The sequence below is a fragment of the Leisingera sp. S2M4 genome, from assembly GCF_055398055.1.
Window position 1 is genome coordinate 1,408,996 of record NZ_AP040861.1, and the last position, 24,698, is coordinate 1,433,693.

The 24,698-nt window shown below is 64.2% G+C and carries 23 protein-coding genes; 10 read left to right on the forward strand and 13 right to left on the reverse strand.

Going from position 1 to position 24,698, the window contains the following annotated elements; all coding sequences use genetic code 11:
• Positions 1-8: 8 nt before the first annotated feature.
• The 3 genes from ACZ52D_RS06865 to ACZ52D_RS06875 all read right to left on the reverse strand — a co-directional run bounded on the left by ACZ52D_RS06865 (position 9) and on the right by ACZ52D_RS06875 (position 5,809).
• The gene (locus tag ACZ52D_RS06865; RefSeq protein ID WP_464442946.1) at positions 9-3,077 is read right to left on the reverse strand and encodes a DNA translocase FtsK; all 3,069 of its coding nucleotides are present in this window, start codon (positions 3,075-3,077) and stop codon (positions 9-11) included.
• Between the two features lie 112 nt (positions 3,078-3,189).
• Complete coding sequence (locus ACZ52D_RS06870; protein ID WP_222454583.1) at positions 3,190-4,368, reverse strand: aminotransferase class I/II-fold pyridoxal phosphate-dependent enzyme; 1,179 nt, start codon at positions 4,366-4,368, stop codon at positions 3,190-3,192.
• 109 nt (positions 4,369-4,477) lie between these two features.
• Positions 4,478-5,809, reverse strand: coding sequence for an amidase (locus tag ACZ52D_RS06875; RefSeq protein WP_464442947.1), 1,332 nt, complete (start codon positions 5,807-5,809; stop codon positions 4,478-4,480).
• A gap of 110 nt (positions 5,810-5,919) precedes the next feature.
• Here ACZ52D_RS06875 and ACZ52D_RS06880 point away from each other — a divergent pair, with 110 nt between their 5' ends.
• Positions 5,920-7,146, forward strand: coding sequence for an FAD-dependent monooxygenase (locus ACZ52D_RS06880; RefSeq protein WP_464442948.1), 1,227 nt, complete (start codon positions 5,920-5,922; stop codon positions 7,144-7,146).
• A gap of 27 nt (positions 7,147-7,173) precedes the next feature.
• Here the strand turns inward: ACZ52D_RS06880 and ACZ52D_RS06885 are convergent, their stop codons facing one another.
• From ACZ52D_RS06885 to ACZ52D_RS06905, 5 genes are all read right to left on the reverse strand, one after another.
• Complete coding sequence (locus ACZ52D_RS06885; RefSeq protein WP_222454580.1) at positions 7,174-7,377, reverse strand: Trm112 family protein; 204 nt, start codon at positions 7,375-7,377, stop codon at positions 7,174-7,176.
• Positions 7,374-8,018: an LON peptidase substrate-binding domain-containing protein gene (locus ACZ52D_RS06890; RefSeq protein WP_369930022.1), complete on the reverse strand. Its 645-nt coding sequence runs from the start codon at positions 8,016-8,018 to the stop codon at positions 7,374-7,376. Before ACZ52D_RS06890 ends, ACZ52D_RS06885 begins: the two co-directional genes overlap by 4 nt.
• 27 nt (positions 8,019-8,045) lie before the next feature.
• Positions 8,046-8,972 (reverse strand): tetratricopeptide repeat protein, encoded by a 927-nt coding sequence (locus ACZ52D_RS06895; RefSeq protein ID WP_464442949.1) that lies wholly within the window; start codon positions 8,970-8,972, stop codon positions 8,046-8,048.
• A gap of 210 nt (positions 8,973-9,182) precedes the next feature.
• Positions 9,183-9,971 carry an exodeoxyribonuclease III gene (locus ACZ52D_RS06900; protein WP_464442950.1) on the reverse strand — a complete coding sequence of 263 codons (789 nt, stop codon included), beginning with the start codon at positions 9,969-9,971 and terminating at the stop codon, positions 9,183-9,185.
• 189 nt (positions 9,972-10,160) lie between these two features.
• Positions 10,161-10,847, reverse strand: a complete 687-nt coding sequence (locus ACZ52D_RS06905) for a response regulator transcription factor (RefSeq protein ID WP_039164198.1) — start codon at positions 10,845-10,847, stop codon at positions 10,161-10,163.
• 171 nt (positions 10,848-11,018) lie between these two features.
• Here ACZ52D_RS06905 and ribA point away from each other — a divergent pair, with 171 nt between their 5' ends.
• Positions 11,019-12,107, forward strand: a complete 1,089-nt coding sequence (ribA, locus tag ACZ52D_RS06910; RefSeq protein WP_417475386.1) for a GTP cyclohydrolase II — start codon at positions 11,019-11,021, stop codon at positions 12,105-12,107.
• The gene (locus ACZ52D_RS06915; RefSeq protein WP_464442951.1) at positions 12,107-12,616 is read left to right on the forward strand and encodes a L,D-transpeptidase family protein; all 510 of its coding nucleotides are present in this window, start codon (positions 12,107-12,109) and stop codon (positions 12,614-12,616) included. Before ribA ends, ACZ52D_RS06915 begins: the two co-directional genes overlap by 1 nt.
• A 51-nt stretch (positions 12,617-12,667) precedes the next feature.
• On the opposite strand, the gene ACZ52D_RS06920 is transcribed toward ACZ52D_RS06915, so the two are convergent.
• Together ACZ52D_RS06920 and ACZ52D_RS06925 are read right to left on the reverse strand one after the other, a co-directional pair.
• Positions 12,668-13,318: a YggS family pyridoxal phosphate-dependent enzyme gene (locus tag ACZ52D_RS06920; RefSeq protein ID WP_417475388.1), complete on the reverse strand. Its 651-nt coding sequence runs from the start codon at positions 13,316-13,318 to the stop codon at positions 12,668-12,670.
• A gap of 122 nt (positions 13,319-13,440) precedes the next feature.
• Positions 13,441-14,424 carry a porin gene (locus tag ACZ52D_RS06925; protein WP_464442952.1) on the reverse strand — a complete coding sequence of 328 codons (984 nt, stop codon included), beginning with the start codon at positions 14,422-14,424 and terminating at the stop codon, positions 13,441-13,443.
• Positions 14,425-14,717: 293 nt separating this feature from the next.
• Between ACZ52D_RS06925 and ACZ52D_RS06930 the strand changes: the two genes are divergently transcribed.
• The 5 genes from ACZ52D_RS06930 (at position 14,718) to ACZ52D_RS06950 (ending at position 20,062) form a co-directional block, all read left to right on the forward strand.
• Positions 14,718-15,206: a DUF3576 domain-containing protein gene (locus ACZ52D_RS06930; RefSeq protein WP_464442953.1), complete on the forward strand. Its 489-nt coding sequence runs from the start codon at positions 14,718-14,720 to the stop codon at positions 15,204-15,206.
• Between the two features lie 88 nt (positions 15,207-15,294).
• The gene (leuS, locus tag ACZ52D_RS06935) at positions 15,295-17,859 is read left to right on the forward strand and encodes a leucine--tRNA ligase (RefSeq protein ID WP_369930006.1); all 2,565 of its coding nucleotides are present in this window, start codon (positions 15,295-15,297) and stop codon (positions 17,857-17,859) included.
• Positions 17,846-18,358 carry an LPS assembly lipoprotein LptE gene (lptE, locus tag ACZ52D_RS06940; RefSeq protein WP_369930004.1) on the forward strand — a complete coding sequence of 171 codons (513 nt, stop codon included), beginning with the start codon at positions 17,846-17,848 and terminating at the stop codon, positions 18,356-18,358. The genes leuS and lptE overlap by 14 nt, the downstream gene beginning before the upstream one ends.
• Complete coding sequence (holA, locus tag ACZ52D_RS06945; RefSeq protein WP_222454568.1) at positions 18,355-19,383, forward strand: DNA polymerase III subunit delta; 1,029 nt, start codon at positions 18,355-18,357, stop codon at positions 19,381-19,383. The genes lptE and holA overlap by 4 nt, the downstream gene beginning before the upstream one ends.
• Before the next feature lie 88 nt (positions 19,384-19,471).
• Positions 19,472-20,062, forward strand: a complete 591-nt coding sequence (locus ACZ52D_RS06950; RefSeq protein WP_369930000.1) for a glutathione S-transferase family protein — start codon at positions 19,472-19,474, stop codon at positions 20,060-20,062.
• Here the strand turns inward: ACZ52D_RS06950 and ACZ52D_RS06955 are convergent.
• A complete protein-coding gene (locus tag ACZ52D_RS06955) occupies positions 20,035-21,243 on the reverse strand; it encodes a TIGR03862 family flavoprotein (protein WP_464442954.1) in 1,209 nt (402 codons plus the stop codon). The two genes, ACZ52D_RS06950 and ACZ52D_RS06955, sit on opposite strands and share 28 nt — an antisense overlap.
• Before the next feature lie 79 nt (positions 21,244-21,322).
• On the opposite strand from ACZ52D_RS06955, the gene ACZ52D_RS06960 reads away from it, so the two are divergent.
• Positions 21,323-21,628, forward strand: coding sequence for an HNH endonuclease (locus ACZ52D_RS06960; RefSeq protein WP_222454565.1), 306 nt, complete (start codon positions 21,323-21,325; stop codon positions 21,626-21,628).
• 8 nt (positions 21,629-21,636) lie between these two features.
• Here the strand turns inward: ACZ52D_RS06960 and ACZ52D_RS06965 are convergent, their stop codons facing one another.
• Both ACZ52D_RS06965 and ACZ52D_RS06970 read right to left on the reverse strand, forming a co-directional pair.
• Complete coding sequence (locus ACZ52D_RS06965) at positions 21,637-22,248, reverse strand: enoyl-CoA hydratase/isomerase family protein (RefSeq protein ID WP_464442955.1); 612 nt, start codon at positions 22,246-22,248, stop codon at positions 21,637-21,639.
• Positions 22,245-22,994 (reverse strand): SDR family oxidoreductase, encoded by a 750-nt coding sequence (locus ACZ52D_RS06970; RefSeq protein ID WP_464442956.1) that lies wholly within the window; start codon positions 22,992-22,994, stop codon positions 22,245-22,247. Before ACZ52D_RS06970 ends, ACZ52D_RS06965 begins: the two co-directional genes overlap by 4 nt.
• Before the next feature lie 135 nt (positions 22,995-23,129).
• Between ACZ52D_RS06970 and ACZ52D_RS06975 the strand changes: the two genes are divergently transcribed.
• Entirely contained in the window at positions 23,130-24,653 is a 1,524-nt protein-coding gene (locus ACZ52D_RS06975; RefSeq protein WP_464442957.1) for a DUF2125 domain-containing protein, read from the forward strand.
• Positions 24,654-24,698 lie beyond the last annotated feature (45 nt).

A 24,698-nucleotide genomic window follows, 5' to 3' on the forward strand; every position in this document is an offset into this window, starting at 1 on the left:
CCGACAGTTTACTGTTCGGGAACCAGAATTTCCCGCTTGCCGACGTGGTTGGCGGCAGAGACGACGCCCTCGTCTTCCATCTGTTCAACCAGTCGCGCGGCCTTGTTGTACCCGATCGCCAGCTTGCGCTGGATGTAGGAGGTGGAACACTTGCGATCCTTGATGACGATGGCGACCGCCTGGTCATAGAGCGCATCCTCGCCATTGGTGTTGCCACCCGTGTTCAGCCCCAGGACCGCATCGATATTGTCCGCCTTGTCGTCGTCGGGGCCGTCCAGCACCCCGCCAACGTAATCCGGCGGGCCGAACTGCTTGAGGTGGTTGACCACCTCCTCGACCTCTTCATCCGAGACGAACGGACCATGGCAACGGGTGATCTTGGCACCGCCCGCCATGTACAGCATATCGCCCATGCCAAGCAGCTGCTCGGCGCCCATCTCGCCCAGAATCGTGCGGCTGTCGACCTTGGAGGTGACCTGGAAGGAGATCCGGGTCGGGAAGTTCGCCTTGATGGTACCGGTGATCACGTCGACCGAGGGACGCTGGGTCGCCATGATCAGGTGGATGCCCGAGGCCCGCGCCATCTGCGCCAGACGCTGGATGCAGGCCTCGATCTCCTTGCCGGCGACCATCATCAGGTCTGCCATCTCGTCGACGATGACCACGATGTAGGGCAGCGTCTTGGGCTCGAACTCTTCGGTCTCGAACACCGGCTCGCCGGTCTCGTCGTCAAAGCCGGTCTGCACGGTGCGGGAGAACATCTCTCCCTTGGACAGGGCCTCCTTCACGCGACCGTTGTAGCCCGCGATGTTGCGCACGCCCATCTTGGACATCTTGCGATAGCGGTCCTCCATCTCGCCGACCACCCACTTCAGGGCCACGACCGCCTTTTTCGGATCGGTCACCACCGGCGACAACAGATGCGGAATGCCGTCATAGACGCTGAGTTCCAGCATCTTGGGGTCGATCATGATCAGTCGGCATTCCTCCGGCGTCAGCTTGTAAAGCAGCGACAGGATCATGGTGTTGATCGCCACCGATTTACCCGAGCCGGTGGTACCCGCGATCAGCAGGTGCGGCATCTTGGCGAGGTTCGCCACCATTGCGTCGCCGCCAATGTCCTTGCCCAAGGCCAGCGGCAGCGCGTGGTTGCCGTCGCCGAAGTCACGCGACGACAGGATCTCGCGCAGGACCACCTTCTCGCGGTTCTCGTTCGGCAGTTCGATGCCGATCACGGTGCGGCCCGGCACCGTGGAGACCCGCGCCGACAGCGCCGACATGGAGCGCGCGATGTCATCGGCCAGACCGATCACGCGGCTGGCCTTCAGACCCGGCGCCGGCTCCAGCTCATACATCGTGACGACAGGGCCGGGGCGGACCGAGACGATCTCGCCCTTGACGCCGTAGTCATCCAGCACCGATTCCAGCATGCGCGCGTTCTCCTCCAGCGCTTCGTCGCTGAGGTGGTGGCGCTCTATGCTGGCCGGGTTGGTCAACAGGCTGAGCGGGGGCAGTTCGAAACCACCATCGCTATCGGCAAAGGCCAAGTCGGGTTGCGCCTCGGCCTTGGCCCGGCTGGAGGGCTGCACCGGCTTGCGCACGGGCTTTTCCACCACGGCGCGACGTGGCTCTGCCACCGGCAGTTCCATGGCAGGTCGAGCGGCCTGTTGGGGTTCCGGGGCCGCGACCGGCTCCTGTTGCGGCTGCGGTGGGCGGGCGGAGAGTTCCGGCAAACCTTCGCTGGCCACGTGATCCGGTGCCAGCATCGCCGCCGGGGTCGACGGCGAAGGTTGCGCAGCAGCAGCCGAAGGAGAGGATTGCGGCGCTGGCTCAAAGGGCTGAGGTTCCGCAACCGCTGAGGGCGCAGGGGGGACGGCATGTGCGGTGGGTTGCGCCACGCTCAGCGGTGGCTCCTGCCGGAGCGGCACGCCACCGGACGTCAGCGGCGGCTCCGGCGGCAGCCCCCCTTGCGCCGGGCCCGCATTGAAGATCAGCGGCGCCGGGCGTCGACCGCGCCCCTTGGTCAGCGGCAGGTTCGGATCTTCCTCAGGCGGCACATCGGCAGCGCGCCGAATACGCACGGCATTGGCAATTTTTTCTGAAATCCGGTCGCGGCTGCCTTCGGCGCCATCCGTCAACGGCTCTGCGCCGTCGCCGTAAAGGGCGGTTTCAGTCGGCTCCACCGCCGGTGCGCGGCGGATCAGTCCCGGAACCCGTGCCAGCAGGCCGGGCTTGGACACTGGCGCAGCGCCGGGATCCAGCTCGGGGGCCTGCACCAGCGGCTCCTGCTGGTACACCGTCTCGGGATAGTCTTCGAAAACATCCACCTCGGGCTCGGCGTCCGGGTCGTACCCCGCGCCGGGCGCATCCTGGGCCGTCACCCGGTCACGCCGGTAGGTCATTGCCGCCTGCAAGCCGCTGGAGGCGCCACGCCCGAGCAAGGCCGCAACAGCGCCATAGCCCAGGATCAGGCCAATCATCACCTTGTGCAGCCCCTTGCGGACCTCTGGCCAGGTGAACCCGAGCACCGTGCACCCCAACGCCAACATGCCCACCGCACTCAGCAGCGACATGATCTTGACCATGAAGTGCAGACCCACCGGCAACAGCGCCAACAAGGCGCCAAGGAAGGTGTAGCCGACCATTCCCCCAAGGCCGAAATCGTAGTTCTGCTGCCATGTGGTGCTGGCGTTCAGGGTCTCCATGTGCAGGGACACCACCAGAAGCCATGGCACCGACAGAAGCAGCGGCCAGACCACCCGGTCCTCGCCCCGGTGCAGTACAAAGCGCAGCCCCCAAGCGGTCAGAAACACCGGCAGCGCCCAGCTGGCCTTGCCGAAAAGGGTAATCAGAATGAACGACACCGAGGCACCGGGACGACCCAGCCAATTCTGCACCGGCGCATCGGTGGAGACGGTCCAGTTCGGATCCTCCACCGTATAGGACCCCAGCATTGCCGCGAACATCAGCCCCGCCAGGATCAGCGCCAGACCGATCAGTTCCTTGCCGCGCTTTTCAATGGCCGCCTGCATGTTGCTGTCAAGCAGCGGGTCGCGGCTGCGGGTTTGAAATGCCATGCCTACCTCAGTTCCGTTTCTGCTCGCCCTGCCCGGCTGTTGACCGCCGGGTCACGGGTCTGTTCGTTTGTTGCTCTTGGCCGCGCGCCCCGTTCGGGCCGCGCCGCTTGGGTCAATAAAGGCAGTCCCGCAAGGCCACCAACGCCTTGCGAGTGTCCTCTGCGGGGGCAACCAGTGCCACCCGAATGTAGCCTTCACCGGGGTTTTCGCCAGCCCCACCTTGCGCCAGATAGGCGCCGGGCAGCACCCGGATGCCGGTCTCTTGCCACAGTTTCAGCGCCGCCTGCTCGCCGTTTTCGACCGGCAGCCACAGGAAGAAACCCGCCTCGGGCGGCATGTAACCTTCAAGCCCGGCAAAGACCTCGTCCGCGATTGCGTATTTCTGCTGATAGAGCGCGCGGTTCTCGGCCACATGCGCCTCATCCGCCCAGACCTTGGCCGCGGCGGCCTGCAGTGGTCCGGGAATGGGGGCGCCGGAATAGGCGCGCAGCTGCTTCACCCGGCGGATCGTCTCTGGACCGCCGGCGATCAGCCCTGCGCGCAGTCCCGGCAGGTTCGACCGTTTGGACAACGAGTTGAACAGCACCACCCGTTCGGGATCCGCGCCCAGTTCCTGCGCGACGCTGAGCGCACCGGTCGGCGCTGCATCGCGGTAGATCTCGGAGTAGCATTCATCGGCAAAGATGCGGAAATCGTGTTTTTCCGCCAGACGGATCAGCCGCGTCCAGTAATCGCGCGAGGCCACCGCCCCCTGCGGGTTTGCGGGCGAGCAGATATAGGCCACCGCGGTGCGGTCCAGCACGTCTGCGGGCAGGCTTTCATAATCCGGCAGGTGGCCTGTGGCCGCGGTGGCGGGCACAAAGACCGGCTCTGCCGCGACCGACAGCGTGGCCACCATGTAGACCTGGTAGAAGGGGTTCGGGATCAGCACCGCGGGACGCTGGCCGTTTTTCTGCTCCGGGCACAGGGCCATGGCGGCGTTATACAGCCCCTCGCGGGTGCCGTTCAGCGCCATCACCTGCGATTCGGGATCCATCGCCACGCCGTAACGGCGCTGGACCCAGTCGGCCATGGCACCGCGCAGCTCCGGGGTGCCGTCGTTGTTGGGATACTGGTTAAACCCGGCGGCGTTTTCGGCGATCACATCGGTGACCCAGGCCGGAAACGCGTGTTTCGGTTCGCCAATGGTCATATGCACCACATCCCCGCCAGGGGTGTGATGGTCCAACAGCGCCCGCAGACGCGGAAATGCGTAGGCCGGCAGGTTCGAGAACCGCTCAGGAAAAGTCATGTTTTGTGCCTCGGTCACGGGATCATGGGCGCCCCGTTTGCGCCATAGGTTACAAGGGGCGGGCGGATGCGTCCACCCGCTGCATGGTCCGCCCGGCCAGATGTGGCTTTCAGGCCAAGGCGGTCTCGATCGCGGCGCCGGTGCGCAGCAGCGCTTCCTCACTGTTCGCCGCGCCCAGAACCTGCAAGCCACAACTCGGCGTACCGGTTGGCAACGACAGACCGCAAAGCCCCATCAGATTGCCAATCCTCGTATTGCGCAGCGCCATCAGGTTGGAGCGCACGTAGTAGTCGTGATCGCTTTGCAGCCGGTCCAGATTGGGCGGCAGAATCGGCGCAGCCGGGGTGAGAACTGCTTCATACCCCGCCACCGCCTGCGCCCAGATCTTGCGCAGCCGCTCAAGCTGCTGCCAAGCGGCGACGTAGTCCGCTCCGCTGAACTGCGCCCCGGAGCGGAAGCGTTCCAGGATCTCAGGATACATCAGGTGCGGCGCGTTTTCGATCACATCCTTCCACAAGCCATAGGCTTCGGTGGTGAACAGGATAGGGCTCAGCCCCATCGCGTCTTCCAGCTCCGGCACCTCCAGCGGCAGGATTTCCGCGCCAGCGTCACGCAGCCGATCTAGTGCCGCCTGATGGGCTGCGGCAACCACCGGGTCCAGATCCGCCTGCGCCACGGTCTGCAGATCAGCAAAGCGGCGGCCGCGCAACGGGGCGGGATTGCGCAGGTCCGGGCCCGCACCCCCTTCCAGCAACCCCAGCAGCAGTCCCGCATCCTCGACCGAGCGGGCGAGCGGACCGATGGTGTCGAACTTCAGGCACAGCGGGACCACGCCCTCCAGCGGGATCCGCCCGGCGGTGGTCTTGAGGCCGACCAGATCATTCCAGGCCGAGGGGATACGCACCGAGCCGCCAGTGTCCGACCCGATTGCCCCCGCCGCGAGGCCAAATGCCACCGAGGCCGCCGCACCAGAAGACGACCCGCCCGGTGCCGCCGCAGCATCATTGATGCAGGGCGGGGTCTGCTTGACCGGGTTGTAGCCGAGGCCGGAAAACGCCAGCTCGCTCATATGGGTCTTGCCGAGGCAGACCGCGCCCAACTGGGTCGCGTTCCGAAGCACCAGCGCGTCGCGGTCCGGCACCCGTCCCTTCAAGAGGTCAGAGCCGGATTCGGTGGCCACGCCTGCACTGTCGAACAAGTCCTTCCAGCTCAGCGGCACCCCATCCAGCGGGGAGCGGCGCAGGCCCGCGTGGGCGCGCTCCTCGGCCGCCTGAGCCTCGGCCATAGCGCGGTCGGGCGTGACCTCGGTATAAATTCGCTCACGCTCGGGGTGCGCATCGATGGCATCCAGATAGCAGCGCGTCAGCGCCAGCGGGCTGATCCGGCCCTCCGCGATTCCCCGCCCCAGATCGGCAGCGGTCATTGTCAGCCAGTCTTGCATCCGCATCCCTTCCAATTCGTTTTCGGCGCGACGGTAACTGCAGCGCGCCAGTGGTACAATCCCGCCTGTGCCGCATGGACAATTCCTCCTGCAAGCGCATAGTGCGGGGCATGAAGAACATTTCGGATATCCTGATCGTGGGAGGCGGGCTGAACGGCCCGGCCCTGGCGCTGGCACTGGCACAGACCGGTCACAGCGTGACCATTGTCGATGCATTGCAGCCCGAACAGCAGGCCGAGGACGACTTTGACGGTCGCGGCTACGCTCTGGCACTGGCCTCCCAGCGGCTGCTGCAGCGAATCGGCGTCTGGCAGCACGTCGCCGATCACGCCCAGCCGATGCTGGACATCAAGGTCACCGACGGCCATGCGGGCCAGGGACCTTCCCCCTTCTTTCTTCACTTCGACCATACCGAGCTGGAAGAAGGCCCGATGGGCTACATGGTCGAAGACCGCTTTTTGCGCCGCGCCTTCCAGAAGGCGATGAGCGAGACCCCGGGGATCTCCCGGATCAATGGCCGAAAAGTTCTATCCCAGGCCAGCGACGCCAACGCAGTTGATGTTACGCTGGATGACGGGACCGAATTGCGCGGACGGGTCCTTGTCGGGGCCGACGGGCGACGCAGCGGAACCGCGCAACGCGCCGGTATCAAGCGCACGGGCTGGGATTACGGGCAAACGGCGCTGGTCTGTGCCATTCACCACGAAAAGGCGCACAACGGTGTTGCCCATCAGTTCTTCATGCCCGCCGGACCATTGGCGATTCTGCCCCTGCCCGGCAACATGTCCTCCATCGTGTGGAGCGAGCGCACCGAAACCGCCAAGGCCATCCACGCGCTGGATGACCAGAGCTACCTGCAAGCGCTGCGACCACGATTCGGCGATTTTCTCGGAGAGATTTCGCTGGCGGGCAAGCGGTTCACCTATCCCCTCGGGCTGAGCCTTGCCAACAACTTCGTTGCGCCTCGTCTGGCGCTGGTGGGCGATGCCGCACATGGGATGCACCCGATCGCCGGTCAGGGGCTGAACGCAGGCTTGCGCGATGTTGGCGCCCTTGCGGAAGTTCTCACCGAGGCCACCCGCCGCGGCGAGGACATCGGGGCAATCCCGGTACTGGAGCGCTATCAGCAGTGGCGCCGCTTCGACACTGCCACGCTGGCGGCGGCTACGGATGCCTTCAACCGGCTGTTTTCCAACGACAACCCGGTGCTGCGCCTGGGCCGCGACCTGGGGCTTGGGCTGGCAGGCGCCATTCCGGGCCTGCGGCGCAATTTCATGCGAGAAGCAGCCGGCCTCACCGGCGACTTGCCCAAGCTTCTGAAAGGCGAGATGATCTGAAGGCGGAGGCCCACGCCGCGCTGGCGGTCACTCCAGCGTGCGCGCCTCATCCACCAGCATCACCGGGATACCGTTGCGGATCGGAAAGGCCAGATTGGCCGCGCGCGAGATCAGTTCCTGCGCCTCGGCATCATATTCCAGCACGGTCTGCGTCAACGGGCAGACCAGCGCCTCCAACATCCGCCGTTCAAAAGTCGGCGTCTGCGCATCACTCGCCTTTGTTTCACTCATTGCAGGGTTTCCTCCTGAGAGCCGCCACGCAGGGCGAATTCGATCAAGGTGACCAGGGTTTCCCGCCTTGTGGCAAGGCAAGGCGCCTCAAGCAAGGCCTGTTTATCCTCGGGGTCGAACTCCAGCAGCATCGCCAGTGAATTGATCAGAAGCTCATCTTCGGCCTCTCTCAGCGCTTCCCAGTCGGTTGACAGGTTCTGCGCGGCAAAGAAGCGCTCCAGAAGGTTCAGGAAGGGGCCACGATCCAGGGTCTCATCCGCTTCGCTGCGACCAAGATCGCGGTCAAATCCCTGCCAGCACACATCAAAGCGCTGATAGGGCGTGAAGCCGCTCGCCTCCTGACTGAGACGAAACCGCGAAACCCCCGACAGGGTCACCAGGTACCGGCCATCTTCGGTTTCGGAGAACTGGGTCACCCGCCCGGCGCACCCGATGCTGTGCAGCACCGTGGCCCCGTCGCGCTCACCGGGTACAGGCTGCACCATACCTATCAGGCGATGCCGCGTTTTCAGCGTATCTTCAAACATTTGCAGGTAACGCGGTTCGAAGATATGCAACGGCAAGCGTGTCCGGGGCAGCAAAAGCGCCCCGGGCAATGGGAACACGGGTATCGTGTCCGGCAGGTCAGCGGCCTGGATCATGTTCCAGAGTGTAGTGCGGGCCGGATGTTAGGCAAATATCATCGAGCTGAGCTTGCGCCGCCCGTTCAACACCACCGGATCACTCGGCTTGAGCGCGTCGAAAATGGTGAACAGCTGGGTCTTCGCCGCGCCGTCGTTCCATTCCCTGTCACGCCGGAAAATTTCCAGCAGCTCGGCCACCGCCGCTTCGGCATCCCCGGCCGCGTGCAACGCCTGTGCGAGGTCGAACCGCGCCTGCAGATCATCTGGATTGGCCTCGACCGCGGCGCGCAGCTCGGTTACCGGCCCCGCGTTTTCCGCCTGCCGTGCCAGAGCGATCTGGGCATGCGCCGCCTCGATTTCCGGCGCATCGGAGATCTCTGCCGGGGCGCCGTTCAGAACTGCCTCCGCCTGGTCCAGCTCCCCGAGCGCGATATGCGCCCGCGCAAGACCACCGTAGGCGGCCGCATTCTTGTCGTCTTCACCGAGAATCGCGGCAAAGGTCTGCGCCGCGTCCGCCACGGCCCCTTCCGCCAGCATCTGTTCGGCCGCCTCCAGCGCCTCGCCAAGGCCACCATCCGCGCTGACGCCCGCGGCCTCGGCCACGCGCTTCACAAAGGCATCGATTTCCGAGGCCGGAATGGCCCCCTGGAACATGTCCACCGGACGCCCCTGCACAAAGGCCACAACCGCCGGAATCGACTGCAGCGGCAATCCCTGCTGCGCCAAAGCCTGCGCCAGTCGTTGGTTTTCATCGACGTTGATCTTGGCCATCGTCACCGCGCCCTTGGCCTTGGCAACCGCGGCCTCCAGCATCGGCCCGAGGGTCTTGCAGGGGCCGCACCACGGGGCCCAGAAGTCGACGATAACCGGTGCCTTCATTGACGCTTCTACAACGTCCTGCATGAAGGTGGCTTCAGATACGTCCTTGATCAGATCGGCCGCCGGTGCGGCTCCGCCCAGTATTTCGCTCATCAGTCTGTTCTCCGCTTGGAACTTGCCCCCTATATGGATTCCCGCGCGCCGGAAACCAAGGGTGGAGTTAAGGCGCCGGTGTTTCCCGTATACCACCGCCCGGGGCTGACGGGCCGCACTGTGCGCCAGCACAGTGCCCGGCCCAACCGGACAGGCGCCTCCGGCGGAGGCGCCGAAACGGGCGGGAGCGCCACCTGCCGACGTTGCGATCTACAGATCAAAGGTGGCAAAGACCGGCGCGTGATCGCTGGGTTTTTCCCAGCCGCGTGCACCCCGCAGAATGCGGCTGGAATGGGCCGCGTTGCGAATGTCCGGTGTCGCCCAGATGTGATCCAGGCGCCGCCCCTTGTCGGCGGCATCCCAATCCCTGGCGCGGTAGCTCCACCAGCTGTAAAGCCGCCCGTCAGGGATGTCGTTGCGGGTCACGTCGCTCCAGCCGCCCGCTTCCATCACGCCGCTGAAATGCTCGACTTCGATGGGCGTGTGGCTCACCACCTTCAGCAGCTTCTTGTGGTCCCAGACATCATCCTCGCGCGGTGCGATGTTCAGGTCGCCCACCAGGATCGATTTTTCCGGCTTTTCCGCGTGGAACCAGTCGCGCATCTCGGTCAGGTAATCCAGCTTCTGGCCGAATTTCTCGTTCTGTTCGCGGTCCGGCACGTCGCCGCCTGCAGGCACGTAGAAATTGTGGATCACGGTGCCATTCTCCAGCCGCCCGGCAACGTGGCGTGCGTGCCCGAGGCCCGCGAAATCCTTGTCGCCCACGTCCTCGATCGGCAACCGCGACAGGATCGCCACGCCGTTGTAGCCCTTCTGGCCGCGCGCGATCATATGGGTGTAGCCAAGTGCCGCAAAGCCCTCCAGTGGGATCTTCTCCACCGGGCTTTTGCACTCCTGCAGGCACAGCACATCCGGGGCTTCCTCCTGCAGAAGCTTCTGCACGATCGGCTCGCGCAGGCGGACAGAGTTGATGTTCCAGGTGGCAAGGGTGAAGGGCATTGCGGCTCTCATCATGAAATTCGGGTTGGCCGCGATACTGCCCGCCCCGGCCGCGAAGGACCAGAGCCGATTTTCCTGGCCGCCGCACAAACAAAAAAGACCGGGCGCAAGGCCCGGCCAAGTCCAACAGGGAGGTGCATGCCGTGACCCGGGCATGCGCGGGATCGGTTCGCCGTTCGGCCAACCAGGTCAGGCCACCAGCCGGTAGCCCCCCGATTCCGTCACCAGAAGCCGCGCGTTGGAGGGATCCGGCTCGATCTTCTGGCGCAGGCGGTAGATATGGGTTTCCAGCGTGTGCGTGGTAACACCGGCGTTGTAGCCCCAGACCTCGTGCAGCAGCACATCGCGCGGCACCACCCCATCGCTGGAGCGGTACAGGAATTTCAGGATATTGGTTTCCTTCTCCGTCAGCCGGATCTTGCGGTCGTCTTCGGTGATCAGCAGCTTCATCGACGGCTTGAAGGTGTAGGGCCCCAGCGCAAACACCGCATCCTCGGACTGTTCGTGCTGGCGCAGCTGGGCGCGGATGCGGGCCAGCAGCACTGGGAACTTGAAGGGCTTGGAGACGTAATCATTGGCGCCGGCATCCAGGCCCAGGATGGTGTCGGCATCGCTGTCATGGCCGGTCAGCATCAGAATCGGTGCCTTCACGCCCTGCTTGCGCATCAGGCGGCACAGCTCACGCCCGTCGGTGTCGGGCAGGCCGACATCGAGAATGATCAGGTCGTACAGGGCTTCCTTGGCGCGCTCCATCGCACTTTGGCCGTTCTCCGCCTCGAAGACATCGAAATCCTCGGTCATCACCAGCTGCTCGCTCAAGGCTTCGCGCAGGTCTTCGTCGTCATCCACCAGCAGAATTTTCTTCAGTTGCGCCATTGGCTAACCCTCCTGTTCACAGGTTCACACATGCGCATCCCTTGCGCCCGCGGCAAGATATGCTGCATTACTTTCACGCCGTCGTGTCCCGCAGGCCAAAAATGTTTCACATCCGTTGCATTTGAGCGTAAGGACAGCAAGGCTTGTTACACAATAACATCGGACTGCCGCATGAGCCTGATGCCCACCACGATCGAACTTCTGGCCCGCGCGCGGGTGGATCTGCGCATGGGGCTGCCCGTGGTCTTGACTGGCGGCGGCAGCGCAGCGCTGGCCATCGCAGTCGAAGCCCTCAGCGAACCGCGGCTGGCCGAGATGCGGGCGCTCGGCGACTTGTCCCTGGCGCTGACGGCCCGCCGGGCAGAAACGCTGAAGGCACGGGTCTACGATGAGGACATCAGCCGCGTCACCGTCCCCGCGGACGAAGGGCTGACCTGGATCCAGTCGCTGGCAGACCCTGCGGATGACCTGAACGTTCCGCTGAAGGGACCGCTCACCAGCCTGCGCGGCGGCAGTGCCGACCTGCACCGGCTGGCAATCGCGCTGGTGAAATCCGCCCGGCTGCTGCCCGCCGCAGCGCTGGTGCCGCTGGAGGAACCCGCAGGATTCGCCGCCGCCCACGGCCTCACAACCATCTCGCAGTCCGCCGCCGAACCTCTGCTAACTGCGAGCTCGCCGCTGCACCCGGTGGCCGCTGCCCGCCTGCCGATGGACGCGGCCGAAGCCGGGCGGCTGCATATCTTCCGCCCCGACGACGGAGCCGAAGAGCATTACGCAGTGGAAATCGGTCGTCCGGACCGCAGCAAACCGGTTTTGGCCCGCCTGCATTCGGCCTGCTTTACCGGCGACGTGCTGGGCTCACTGAAGTGCGACTGCGGCCCGCAGCTGCGCGGCGCGCTGACCCAGATGGGCGAGGCTGGATCCGGGGTTCTGCTCTACCTCAACCAGGAAGGACGCGGCATTGGCCTCGCCAACAAGATGCGCGCATATTCGCTGCAGGATCAGGGATTTGATACGGTCGAGGCCAATCACAGGCTGGGCTTCGAGGATGACGAGCGCGACTTCCGTCTAGGTGCCGCGATTTTGAAGAAGCTCGGATTTTCCAAGGTCCGGTTGCTGACGAACAACCCCAACAAGATCGCGATGATGGAAAAGACCGGTATCGAGGTCGCGGAACGGGTTGCCCTCAAGGTTGGCGAAAACGCCCATAACCGACACTACCTTGCCACCAAGGCCAGCAAATCCGGACATATGCTGTGATGTCACCCGCCGATCTGGTGCTGACACGGTCGGGATTGCGCTTCATGGGACGACGCTTTCCCTGCTCCATCGGCAAAGGCGGAGTGACCAGGGTCAAACGCGAAGGCGATGGCGCCACGCCCAGCGGCGTCCTTCGGATCACGGGCATGCTGTTCCGCCCAGACCGCCTGTGCCGCCCCACCTCATGGGCCACCCCCATTGGCCCGCATGACCTGTGGTCCGACGACGCGGGAGATCCACAGTACAACCAGCTTGTACGGGCGCCGTACACTGGCAGTCACGAGCGGTTGCGCCGGGCGGATCCCCTGTATGATTTGGTGCTGCTCACCGATTGGAACTGGCCCAATGCCCGCCCCGGGGACGGCTCGGCCATCTTTTTGCATCAATGGCGGCGTCCGGGCTATCCGACCGAAGGGTGCATCGCCTTTTCGCGGCAGGACTTGCACTGGATAGCCGCCCGGATTGAGCCCGGCACACGGGTCATCGTGCCTGGGCGCCTGGAAAGCTGACGCTCCCCAAGCCTTTTGGCAACATCCCGCGAGGCCTTACGGTCTACTCGCTCAGTAACTGCGCTCACCGAAAATAGCGGATCCGACGCGCACATGGGTGGCACCAAGCGCGATGGCCTTCTCGAAATCACTGCTCATGCCCATGGACAACCCGTCCAGCCCGTTGCGCGCAGCGATTTTCGCCAGCAGGGCAAAATGCAGGCTCGCCTCCTCATCCACCGGCGGAATGCACATCAGCCCACGAACCGGCAAATCCAGCTCGCGGCATTCGGCGATGAAGGCATCGGCTTCAGCAGGCAGCACTCCGGCCTTCTGCGGCTCCTCACCGGTGTTCACCTGCACGAACAGCTCGGGGCATTTGCCCAGTTCCTGTGCGAGCCGTGCCAGCGTCTTGGCCAGTTTGGGACGATCAACGGAATGAATGCTGTCAAACAGCTCCATCGCCTGGCGCGCCTTGTTGGTCTGCAACGGGCCGATCAGATGCAGATCAACGCCAGGAAACTGCGCCCGGAAATCAGGCCATTTTCCTGCCGCCTCCTGCACCTTGTTTTCACCAAAGCACCGATGGCCCTGCTCCAGCACGGCGGCGACGCGTTCATTCGGCTGCACCTTGGATACCGCGATCAGTTGAACGCTGCCGGGCGCACGGCCTGCCTTTTCTTCGGCCTTGGCAATTCGGGATTTGATGTCGTCAAGCGGCATGGTCGGGCCTCATGTCTGTTTTGGCGCAGAAAAACACGGATTGTGCGCAAATGTTAAGAGGCAAAAGAAAAGGGCGGGCTCCCGAAGGAACCCGCCCAAGAACCAAGGTGGTTCAGGTCAGCTTAGAAGCTGAACTGAGCACCGAAGTCTGCAACGGTGGTGGAGTCACCGGAGCCAACACGCTTGGTGCCGACTGCGCCACGCAGGGAGACGCCGCCGCCCAGGTCATGCACAGCACCCAGACCGATGTGGCGGGTGTCGCCGTCGCCGGAACCGTCGCCGTAGGCGAAGTTCACCGAGGTCGCGGAGGACACTGCGTAGGATGCCGACACACCGTAGAAGGTGTCGGAAACTGCGGTGTTCAGAGTACCGGCTGCGTTGTTCACGTCTTCGTCACCAACCATGGCTGCAACGGACAGCGGGCCGAAGTCACCCTGCAGGGTCAGGACGGTCATTTCCTGCGACACGGTGGTGTCGGTTTCACCATATGCCAGAGCGGCGGTCAGGTTGCCGAAGGAGTAAGCCGCGTGGATGTCCCAACGGTCGCCGTTGGTCGCGGTTGCGGTGTTCGCGGGTGCGCTGTCGTAGGCGGCCGCAACTGCGAAGTCACCGATTGCGTAACGCGCATACACACCGTTGTGGGTGCCACCGGTCGAGCTGTAGCCGATGAAGCTATAGTCATTACCGGAGTACATGCCGAAGGTGCCTTCCAGGCCCGGCTCGAAGCCGTAGTAGCCCGGCAGGTTGTCGATGGCGCCAGCAACGTTGCCAGCTTCAACACGCAGGCCGCCGTTTTCAACGAAGAAACGTGCAGCGTTCAGACCAGCTTGACCAGCTTCGCCGTTTGCAGCGGTTTCGTCAGCCTGCATACGCACGCGAGCACCGAAACGAACGCCGCCATCGGTTTCTGCGTCGGCGTCGATGGTCAGACGGAAGCGGCTGACGATCACGGTGTCGGACACGCCGTTGGTGGTCGCGGTGCCAGCTGCGCCACGGTCTTCAACGTAGCCCAGACCAAAACGGCCGTAGCCGGAGAAGGTCACGTCAGCGGCTGCAACGCTTGCGGTGGCGACCAGAGCGGTCGAAGCGAAGAGAATCTTTTTCATTGTTTTCCCTCGGGTTTAGATTTCCGATCTCAAACCTGCGCAACCCGCACCGATCTGAGTACGCACTCCGTGTCGCTCTTTTTGGGGGCCGGGTGCAAGCATCCTGAGAATGCGCCGCTGCAATCCCCCCCAAGTTGGTGCATGGATGCCACAGTGTCCCGCAGGCGCCCGGCGCTTTACCCTATATAAAGTGCCGTGACGCCCTGATCCTGCGGCAAGATTTGGCTTGTTGCAGGGCCAACCCTTGTCTAGGACTGTGCGCACCACATGCGAATTAAAGGAACAGGCCCGAGATGCGCTGGTTGAAGATTCTGGGAATCATTTCATTGTCCGCGGCAGTCTCCGCCTGCGGTGCCCTTGGCGGCAAGGATGACCGTAAACCCTCCACCTACAATGAAAACGTGATCGGCGGTAATCCTCGTGACCCCGAAAATGTCGAAGGCAGCAAGATCTGGGACATCTTCAAGCCCTCCACGGCGGAGCGCGAAGTCCAGGTCAACCGCTACCTGTGGACCGCCAGCCTGGATGTGCTGAACTTTTTGCCGATACAGTCGGTGGACCCGTTCACCGGGCTGATCGTCACCGGCTACGGCACCCCGCCGGGCGGCGGGCGCGCCTACCGCGCCACCGTGCACATCAAGGACCCGGCGCTGGATGCACGTTCGCTGAGCGTTGCGCTGCAGTCCAAGGGCGGACCGGTCAGCGCCAGCACCACCCGCGCCGTCGAAGACGCGATTCTGTCCCGCGCCCGGCAGCTAAGGATCGCGGACAAGAAGTTCTGACCCGCTGCGCACTGGAAACAACAGCCAAACCCCATTATCAGAAGCGCCGGGCCATTTGCCCGGCGTTTTCATGCAAAGGACCGCTCTGATGTCGCGTTACTCCGCCACGGAAATCGAAGCAAAATGGCAGGAAGCCTGGAACAAGGCCGGGATTTTTCAGGCCAAGCGCAGCGGCGACAAGCCGAAATACTATGTGCTGGAGATGTTCCCCTACCCTTCGGGCAAGCTCCACATGGGACATGTGCGCAACTACACCATGGGCGACGTGATCGCGCGCTACAAGCTGGCCACAGGGCACAATGTCCTGCACCCGATGGGGTTTGACGCCTTTGGCATGCCCGCTGAAAACGCGGCGATGGCCAGCGGCGGACATCCGAAAGACTGGACCTACGCCAACATCGACACGATGGTCGAGCAGATGAAACCGCTTGGCCTGTCGCTGGACTGGAGCCGCATGTTCGCCACCTGCGATCCGGAATATTACGGCCAGCAGCAGGCGCTGTTCCTCGACTTCCTGGAAAAGGGGCTGGTCTACCGCAAGAACGCCGTGGTGAACTGGGACCCGGTCGACATGACGGTTCTGGCCAACGAGCAGGTCGAGAACGGCCGCGGCTGGCGCTCCGGCGCGCTGGTGGAGCGGCGCGAGCTGACGCAGTGGTTCTTCAAGATCTCCGATTTCTCGGAAGAGCTGCTGTCGTCGCTGGATGATCTGGAAAACTGGCCCGCCAAGGTGCGGCTGATGCAGGAAAACTGGATCGGCAAGTCGCGCGGACTGCAGTTCGCCTTTGAGCGCACCGACGGTGGCGAAGCGATCGAGGTCTACACCACCCGCCCCGACACGCTGATGGGCGCATCCTTTGTCGGCATTTCCCCCGATCACCCGATTGCCAAGCAGCTGGAAGCCGAATCGGAGGAGGTCGCAGCCTTTGTCGCCGAATGCCGCAAGGGCGGCACCACCGAGGAAGCCATTGAGACCGCCGAGAAACTGGGCTACGACACCGGCATCCGCGTGAAGCATCCGCTGAACCCCGACTGGGAGCTGCCGGTCTGGATCGCGAACTTCATCCTGATGGATTACGGCACCGGCGCGATCTTTGCCTGCCCGGCGCATGACCAGCGCGACCTCGACTTCTGCCGCAAGTATGACCTCCCGGTCACCAATGCCTTCTTCACCCTGGGCGATGACACCCCGGTGGCCGATGAGGCTCTGGTACCGCCGAAGACCGAAAAAGTCCGCTGGGTCGATCATTTCGCCGGGCTGACGGAGGCGACCGGCGAAGAAGCCATCAATGCCACGGTCGATTTCGCCGAGAAGGCCGGCTGGGGCAAAGGCGTCACCAAGTACCGGCTGCGCGACTGGGGCCTGTCGCGCCAACGCTACTGGGGGTGCCCGATTCCCGTGGTGCACTGCGACGCCTGCGGCGTGGTGCCGGAGAAGAAAGAAAACCTGCCGATTGCCCTGCCTTATGACGAGGGCGGCAAGCCGATCGATTTCTCGGTGCCGGGCAACCCGCTGGACCGCCATCCGACCTGGCGCGACTGCGCCTGCCCGTCTTGCGGCAAACCCGCCAAGCGCGAAACCGACACGATGGACACCTTCGTGGATTCGTCCTGGTACTTCGCCCGCTTCACCGCGCCCCGCGCCGAGACCCCGACCGACATGGCCGAGGCCGAATACTGGATGAACGTCGACCAGTACATCGGCGGCATCGAGCACGCGATTTTGCACCTGTTGTATTCGCGCTTCTTTGCCCGCGCGATGCAGATCTGCGGCCACCTGCCTGAGAAATCCATCGAGCCGTTCGACGCCCTGTTCACCCAAGGCATGGTCACCCATGCGATCTACAAGACCACGAACGATCAGGGGCGGCCGGTCTACCACTACCCTGAAGAGGTGGAGCTGCGCGACGGCAAGGGCTTCCTCAAGGATGGTACCGAGGTGGAGATCATCCCCTCGGCCAAGATGTCCAAGTCGAAGAACAACGTGGTCGACCCGCTGCACATCATTTCCTCCTTCGGAGCCGACACGGCGCGCTGGTTCGTGCTGTCCGACTCGCCGCCCGAGCGGGACGTGGAATGGACCGCCGCCGGGGCCGAGGCTGCCTACAAGCACCTCAACCGCGTGTGGAACCTGAACGACCGCATTGCAAAGATGGACCCGGATGCGCCGGGACAAGGCGACGAGGATCTGCTGCGCGAGATGCACAAGGCCATCCGGGACGTGACCCTGGGTGTCGATTCCTTCGGCTTCAACGCCGCCATCGCCAAGCTGTATGCCTTCACCAACACGCTGGCCAAATCCAAGGCCAGCGCCAAGGTGCAGAAACAGGCCATCATGACGCTGGCGCAGTTGATGGCCCCGATGACCCCGCATCTGGCCGAAGATATCTGGAGCCACCAAGGGGGCGAAGGTCTTTGCGCGACAGCCCCCTGGCCGGTCGCGGACGAGGCGATGCTGGTCGAGGACACCGTCACCCTGCCGATCCAGATCAACGGCAAGCGCCGCGGTGAAATCGAGGTCGCCAAGGATCTGGACAAGGCAGAGGTTGAAAAACTGGCGCTCGCGCACGAAGCTGTGCAAAAGGCGCTGAATGGCGGCGCTCCGAAGAAGATCATCGTGGTTCCGGGCCGGATTGTGAATGTCGTTGCTTAATCTCCGCTCCCTGCTGTTGGCGCTGCCGCTTCTTGCGGCCGCCTGCGGCTTCAGCCCTGTCTACAGCCCCGGTGGCTCGGGCGCGGCGCTGCATGGCCAGATCGCTGTCCAAAGCCCCGAGGCCATCCGCGGGGCCAGCGGCACCGACGCCTATTTTCTGGTGCGCAGCCTGGAACAGAGACTGGGCCGCGGCGGCAGCGCCTATCAGCTGGACCTGACCCTGCGCACCAGCGAAGAAGGCCAGGCCATCACGGCCGACAACGACATCACCCGCTACTCCGTTCTGGGGACAGCCGATTTCGTGCTGACCCGAAACGCTGACGGCAAGGTGGTTGCCAGCGGGACGGTCAACAACTTCACCGGCTATTCCGCCACCGGTTCAACCGTCGAGACATTGGCGGGTGAACGCGACGCGCGTGAGCGGCTGATGGTCATTCTGGCCGATCAGATCACGGCCCGGATTCTGGCCACCGCGGACCTGAGCACGGCGGCGGAATGAAGCTCTCCCCGCGCGAGGCAGACAGCTATTTCGCCAAGCCGGATCCTGGCAAGACCGGCCTGTTGATCTATGGGGCCGATGCCATGCGGGTGTCGCTGAAACGCCAGCAGGTCCTGGCCGCCCTGCTGGGCCCCGGTGCCGAAGAAGAAATGCGGCTGACCCGCCTGCCCGGGGCGGACCTGCGCAAGGATCCGGCCCAGTTGCTGGACGCAATCAAGGCTGTGGGCTTTTTTCCCGGACGGCGAGCGGTCTTCGTGGAAGGCGCGAATGAGACCGCCACCCCTGCCATTACCTCGGCGCTTCAAGACTGGCAGCCGGGTGATGCGCAGCTCGTGGTGACCGCCGGGCAGCTCAAGGCCACCTCCAAACTGCGCAAGGCATTTGAGGGTCACAGTAACGCCTATGCCGTCGGCATCTATGATGACCCGCCGTCGCGCGCCGAGATCGAGCGTATCCTCGCCGAGGGCGGCATCCGCGACGTGCCCGGTGACAGCATGTCGGCGCTGACCGATATCGCCAATGACATCGGTCCCGGCGACTTCTCGCGGATGATCGACAAACTGGCACTTTACAAGCACGGCGACACCAGCCCGCTGACCCTCGAGGACATCGACGCCGTCGCCCCGCAATCGACCGAGGCAGCGCTGGATGACATGCTGAACGTGGTCGCCGAAGCCCGCAGCGCCGAAATCGGTCCGTTGATGCGGCGGCTTCAGGCGCAAGGGACCAATGCCGTCACTTTGTGCATCGGCGCCACACGGCATTTCCGAACTCTTTATACCATCGCTTCCGCCCCCGGTGGCCCGGCGCAGGGCATCGGCCAGTTGCGGCCGCCACTGTATGGAAAGCGCCGCGACCGAATGCTGCGGCAGGCGCAGAACTGGGGCGCGGACCGGCTGCAGACCGCGCTCACGATCCTGACGGACACCGACCTGCAATTGCGCTCCGCCGGGCAGACCGCCCCTGCGCTGGCCCTGATGGAACGCGCCCTGATCCGCCTGTCGATGCTCGGTCGCAGCCGCTGACAGCGGCTTCTGAAACGCGGCCTCGACGCAGCGCTTGATCCGCTGCCTGTTCCTGCGCATCCTTGCCGCACAACAGAGGAGGCACGACATGTACACCGTCATCGGCATCCCGCAGACCCGCACCTTTCGCGTATTGTGGGCGCTCGAAGAAATCGGCACCGACTACGAGCTGCAACCGCACCCGCCACGCAGCCCTGAGGTTCAGGCGCTGAACATTTCGGGCAAGGTGCCGGTGCTACAGACGGACGGAGAGATCATCACCGATTCGACCGCGATCCTCACGTTCCTTGCTGATCGGCACTCGGATCTGACGGCACCGGCCGGCACGTTGGCGCGCGCCCGGCAGGACGCCCTGACCCATCTGGTGCTGGACGAATTGGATGCGGTGCTGTGGACCGCTGCCCGGCACAGCTTCATCCTCCCGGAGGAGCGCCGCGTGCCCGAGGTCAAGGACAGTCTGAAGTGGGAATTCGCGCAGAGCCTCGACCGGTTGGCGGAGCGGATGAGCGGACCGTTTCTGACTGGCAAGGACTTCACCATCGCCGACATCATTTGCACCCATTGCTTGAACTGGGCGCGCAACGCCAAGTTCCCGGTCGAGAATGAAGCGATGCTGGACTATGGAAAACGCATGCGCGCACGTCCGGCGTTTCAGCGCGTAACGGCGCTGGTCAAGTAACGGTCAGCTCCCTGGCCCGCCCAGCGACCGGTCGCCAGACAGGCGGTCAAGAGATAGCCGCCTGTGGGCGCCTCCCAGTCCAGCATCTCGCCCGCGCAGAAGATGCCGGGCCGGGCCTTCAGCATCAGCGTGTCATCCACTGCTTCACGACGAACGCCGCCTGCCGTCGAGATCGCCTCGTCCATCGGGCGCAGCCCCTCGTGGCGCACCGGCAGCGCCTTGATCAGCGCCGCCAGATCCGCGGGATCCTGCAGCAGGGGCCGGGCAAACTCCTGCAACACGGCCATGCGCGCCGCCCCCAGCTTCAAGACCTTGCGCAAGTGATTGGACAGGCTCGCCTTGCCCTTAGGGCGCGACAGACGACGCGCGACCTCGGCTTCGGCGAGGTCCGGTAGCAGGTCCACATGCAACGCGGCACCTTCGCGCACTGCGGCACAGACGGAATATACGCCGCCGCCCTCCAACCCGCTCTGGGAGATCACGGCTTCGCCCCGCGAGGACAGATCGCCTGCACGCAGGGCAATCCCCTTCAGCGGCTGGCCAAACTGCGCGGCCATGTGGGTGGACCACGGCACCAGCACCCCTGCATTGGCCGGTTTGAAAGGCGCGAGCCCGACCTCTTGTTGCGCCAGCTTTGCAGCCCAGGCGCCGTCCGATCCCAGCCGCGCCCAGCTTGCCCCACCAAGCGCCAGCACCGCCGTATGCGCAGCCACCTGCTGCCGCCCCTGCGGCGTTTCAAACGCGAACCTCAATGGCTGCCCTTGCGCCCAATCCATCCAGCGCCACCGAGTGCGGATCTGGACGCCGTTGCCCTCCAGCCTGGCCAGCCAGGCGCGCAGCAGCGGCGAGGCCTTCATAACCTTTGGAAACACCCGGCCCGTGGAGCCCGTGAACAGTTCAATGCCCAGTCCAGTTGCCCAGTCCTGCACCGCCTGGGCATCAAAATCCTGAACCATCGGCGCCAACCAATCCGCCGCCGCCCCGTAGTGGGCGATCAGCTGCGCGTAGGGTTCATTCTTTGTCAGGTTCAGGCCAGACTTGCCGGCCATCAGGAACTTGCGCGCGACCGAGGGCTTCGCCTCTGCGACCAGCACGCGATGCCCGGCACGGGCCAACTCCTCGGCGGCCATCAGCCCCGCGGGCCCGGCGCCCACCACCACTGCATCCCATGTTTCCGTCATGCCGTTTCCATGCCAATCTCTTGCCAGCGCTGCGCGCCTGCGCTTCCATTCCGCGTATCAGATCACAGAGGCCATCCCCATGCCCGATCCGGTCTGCCCGCTGTGCGGGCGCGACATTCCCGAAGATGCCCCACAAAGCCTGCACCATCTGATCCCAAAATTGAAAGGAGGCAAGGGCGGCCCGACCGTGCTGCTGCACGACATCTGTCACCGTGAAATCCACGCGACACTGACCGAGGCCGAACTGGCCCGCAGTTTCAATACGCCCGAGGCGCTGCGAAGCCACCCTCGCTTGGCGAAATTCATCGCCTGGGTCCAGAAACGCCCGCCCGGCTTTCGCTCTCGCGTGCCCGGCAAGCGACGGACACGTCCAGGCCGGGGCTAGGCGCGCTTTCAGCGGCAGCTCTGCAGGATGCCGCGCGCAATCTCCGGATCAGCCGACAGCGCATGGGCGAGCAAATCCTGCGCGGTGGGCATCAGGTCCTCTGGTTCCACAATGCGGTCCACCAAGCCAAAATCATACGCCTCCTGCGCGGAAATCTTCTGTCCCGCCGCCAGCAGCAGCTTGGTGCGGGCCGGGCCGATCAGGGCCGCCATCCGCCCCGCATCCGACGGCTGCGGCAGGTAGCCGAGCTTCATCACCGGATAAAAGAATCGCGCGCCTGGCACCGCGATGCGCAGATCGCAGGCCAGCGCCATACCGTTGGCGCCGCCCGCCAAGGTGCCGTTCAGCGCAGCCACCTTCAGGCAAGGCAGCGCAGCCAGTGCCCCGGACAACCGCTCCCAGAGTGGCGAGGTTGCCAGGCCAGCATGTGCTTCCTCGAGATCGGCGCCGGCGCTGAACACCTTGCCAACCCCGGTCAGAATGAGCCCGCGTGCGGCCTGGGCACCCTCCGCAATCTCTGCGAGCTCCGTCAGCATCGCCGCGGTCAGCGCGTTTGCCTTTTCAGGCCGGTTCAGGGTGACGGTCCACAGTCTGCTGTCAGCAACCTCCAGCTGGATCATATCAGTCCAACCCGCTTGCGAATGCCCTCATCCCGCAACGAGATCTCCTGGCCGATATGATCGTCGGCATCCGCACTGCACATCCACAGCAGCGCCCGCGCGGGCCATTCGGCTGGAATGTGGTCTTCCCAGTCCAGCTCGCTCACCGGATTGATCCCGCTGGCCTTGATGTCGCGCTGCATCTGGGTCGCCACGGTTCCCGGCGACAGGCCCATTGCCCGGATGCCATTCGCGCGCTCCTCCAGATCCAGTGCCCGCGTCAGCATCGCCGCCCCGGCCTTGGAAGAGCAGTAGGCGCTCCACCCTTCCAGCGCATTATGTGCCGCCCCGGAACTGACCGTGATGATGGTGCCGCCGCCCGCGGGCTTCATCAGCGGCAACGCGGCCCGGATGCCGTTGAAGACACCGGTAAGGTTGATATCGATCAGCTTGGCCCAGGCCGCGGGGTCGGCGTCTTCCAGCCGCGCGATCGGCTCGATCACCCCGGCGTTGTTGATCAACACGTCCAGGCTGCCGAACCTCTGGTGCGCCTTGCCCAGCGCCTCTGTCACCGCGGCATGGTCAGACACGTCACAGGCCGCCACCAGCACGTTTCCGCCGATCTCTGCTGCAAGATCGTCCAGTGCCTCCGCGCTCCTTGCCAGCAAGGCCAGATTGGCCCCGGCGGCCGCGAATTGCCGTGCGGCATCGGCGCCAATGCCGCGGCTGGCACCGGTGATCACCACCGTTTTCCCATTGAAATCCATAGCCTGTCCCTCCAAGTGACATTTTATCCAAGTGGTACTGCGCTTAGGGGGAACGGTCCAGCCCATGGCCCCCTTGACCGCAGCGGGCCTCGGGCCGACCATAAAAGCAATTATCTCTCAGAGAAGGGTTCTCGCATGTCCGTTTTTCTAGCGCGCGGTAGCGTCGCAGCGGCGATTTTGGTTGTTTCAACTCAGGCCGCACTGGCCGATCTCAGCGCCCAGGAGGTCTGGAAGGACTGGAAGGCATATCTTGCCAGCACCGGATACGAGGTCTCGGGGACCGAAAGCCAATCCGGGAGCACCCTGATCGTCTCCGACATCTCGATGACCTTGCCCGTTCCCGAAGGCGACGTGGTCGGCACCCTCACCTTGCCAGAGATCAAGTTCGTCGAGAACGGCGACGGCACTGTCAACGTACTGCTGCCGCAGGAATTCCCCTTGGGGTTCGAGTTTTCCGAAGAAGGTGAGGACTTTGCCGGCACGCTGATCTACGCTCATGACGGCAGCCCGATGAAGGTTGCGGGCGACGCCGGCAACATGAGCTACGACTACAGCGCCCCCAAGGTCAGCGTGACCCTGGACAGCCTGCGCGCCGATGGCGAGGCCATTCCCGCCGACGTCCTGAAGGCCCAGATTGTCTTGAATGACGTTGTCACCAAGACCGCAATGACGATTGGCGCGGTACGCGCCTACGACCAGAACCTGACCGCCTCCAGCCTCAGCTACGATTTCGCCTTCAAGGATCCGGAAAGCGACGATCACGGCGTTTTCAAAGGCATGCTTCAGGGCCTCGGCTTCAACGGCACCAGCACCGTGCCCGTCGATGTCGACAGCGGCGACATGCAAGCCCTGCTGGCCGCCGGGTTCGCCTTTGACGGCGCCTTTACGTTCACCGGTGGCAATGGCTCGGTCTCGGGCGCCGAAGGGCGTGAGACGTTCAGCATGGAAAGCACCTCCGAAGGTGGCGAAATTGCCGTCGCAATGGACCGCAAGCACCTGAGCTATGACCTGTCCCAGACGGGTGCGACGGTGAACATTTCCGGCTCCGACATCCCCTTCCCGCTCGCGCTCAGCATGGCGGAAGCCGGGATTAAGCTGATGCTGCCACTGGAAAAATCCGAGGACGAACAGGATTTCGCCCTCGGCATCACCCTGCGTGACTTTGCGGTGCCGGACATGCTGTGGGCCATGATCGATCCCAACGGCCAGCTGCCGCGTGACCCGGCCACGCTGATCGTGGACCTCGCCGGAAAGGGCAAGGTCCTGTTCGACATGTTCGATCCCAAGGCCATGGAAGACGTGGAGAAGGGCAAGACCCAGCCGGGCGAGCTGAACGCGCTGACGGTGAAACAGTTGCAAGTTTCGGCGGCGGGCGCGGAGCTGACCGGAACCGGCGATTTCACTTTCAACAATGACGACCTGACCAGTTTTGACGGCATGCCTGCCCCATCCGGCACGGCCAATCTGAAGCTGACAGGCGCCAACACATTGATCGACAAGCTGATCCAGATGGGCCTGATGTCGGAGAGCGACGCCATGGGCGCGCGGATGATGATGGGCATGCTGGCGGTGCCGGGCGAGGGCGAGGACACGCTGACCTCGAAGATCGAGATCTCCGAGGACGGCCAGATCCGCGCCAACGGCCAGCGGATCAAGTAACCCAATCCAGAGCGAACCATCGCTGTGGGGGGCTGCCGCGCGCAG

Excerpts from the sequence above, each read along its gene's own strand:
- ACZ52D_RS06865 (WP_464442946.1), bottom strand. The coding sequence starts at position 3,077 with ATGGCATTTCAAACCCGCAGCCGCGACCCGCTGCTTGACAGCAACATG.
- ACZ52D_RS06870 (WP_222454583.1), bottom strand. The coding sequence starts at position 4,368 with ATGACTTTTCCTGAGCGGTTCTCGAACCTGCCGGCCTACGCATTTCCG.
- ACZ52D_RS06875 (WP_464442947.1), bottom strand. The coding sequence starts at position 5,809 with ATGCAAGACTGGCTGACAATGACCGCTGCCGATCTGGGGCGGGGAATC.
- ACZ52D_RS06880 (WP_464442948.1), top strand. The coding sequence starts at position 5,920 with ATGAAGAACATTTCGGATATCCTGATCGTGGGAGGCGGGCTGAACGGC.
- ACZ52D_RS06885 (WP_222454580.1), bottom strand. The coding sequence starts at position 7,377 with ATGAGTGAAACAAAGGCGAGTGATGCGCAGACGCCGACTTTTGAACGG.
- ACZ52D_RS06890 (WP_369930022.1), bottom strand. The coding sequence starts at position 8,018 with ATGATCCAGGCCGCTGACCTGCCGGACACGATACCCGTGTTCCCATTG.
- ACZ52D_RS06895 (WP_464442949.1), bottom strand. The coding sequence starts at position 8,972 with ATGAGCGAAATACTGGGCGGAGCCGCACCGGCGGCCGATCTGATCAAG.
- ACZ52D_RS06900 (WP_464442950.1), bottom strand. The coding sequence starts at position 9,971 with ATGCCCTTCACCCTTGCCACCTGGAACATCAACTCTGTCCGCCTGCGC.
- ACZ52D_RS06905 (WP_039164198.1), bottom strand. The coding sequence starts at position 10,847 with ATGGCGCAACTGAAGAAAATTCTGCTGGTGGATGACGACGAAGACCTG.
- ribA (WP_417475386.1), top strand. The coding sequence starts at position 11,019 with ATGAGCCTGATGCCCACCACGATCGAACTTCTGGCCCGCGCGCGGGTG.
- ACZ52D_RS06915 (WP_464442951.1), top strand. The coding sequence starts at position 12,107 with ATGTCACCCGCCGATCTGGTGCTGACACGGTCGGGATTGCGCTTCATG.
- ACZ52D_RS06920 (WP_417475388.1), bottom strand. The coding sequence starts at position 13,318 with ATGCCGCTTGACGACATCAAATCCCGAATTGCCAAGGCCGAAGAAAAG.
- ACZ52D_RS06925 (WP_464442952.1), bottom strand. The coding sequence starts at position 14,424 with ATGAAAAAGATTCTCTTCGCTTCGACCGCTCTGGTCGCCACCGCAAGC.
- ACZ52D_RS06930 (WP_464442953.1), top strand. The coding sequence starts at position 14,718 with ATGCGCTGGTTGAAGATTCTGGGAATCATTTCATTGTCCGCGGCAGTC.
- leuS (WP_369930006.1), top strand. The coding sequence starts at position 15,295 with ATGTCGCGTTACTCCGCCACGGAAATCGAAGCAAAATGGCAGGAAGCC.
- lptE (WP_369930004.1), top strand. The coding sequence starts at position 17,846 with ATGTCGTTGCTTAATCTCCGCTCCCTGCTGTTGGCGCTGCCGCTTCTT.
- holA (WP_222454568.1), top strand. The coding sequence starts at position 18,355 with ATGAAGCTCTCCCCGCGCGAGGCAGACAGCTATTTCGCCAAGCCGGAT.
- ACZ52D_RS06950 (WP_369930000.1), top strand. The coding sequence starts at position 19,472 with ATGTACACCGTCATCGGCATCCCGCAGACCCGCACCTTTCGCGTATTG.
- ACZ52D_RS06955 (WP_464442954.1), bottom strand. The coding sequence starts at position 21,243 with ATGACGGAAACATGGGATGCAGTGGTGGTGGGCGCCGGGCCCGCGGGG.
- ACZ52D_RS06960 (WP_222454565.1), top strand. The coding sequence starts at position 21,323 with ATGCCCGATCCGGTCTGCCCGCTGTGCGGGCGCGACATTCCCGAAGAT.
- ACZ52D_RS06965 (WP_464442955.1), bottom strand. The coding sequence starts at position 22,248 with ATGATCCAGCTGGAGGTTGCTGACAGCAGACTGTGGACCGTCACCCTG.
- ACZ52D_RS06970 (WP_464442956.1), bottom strand. The coding sequence starts at position 22,994 with ATGGATTTCAATGGGAAAACGGTGGTGATCACCGGTGCCAGCCGCGGC.
- ACZ52D_RS06975 (WP_464442957.1), top strand. The coding sequence starts at position 23,130 with ATGTCCGTTTTTCTAGCGCGCGGTAGCGTCGCAGCGGCGATTTTGGTT.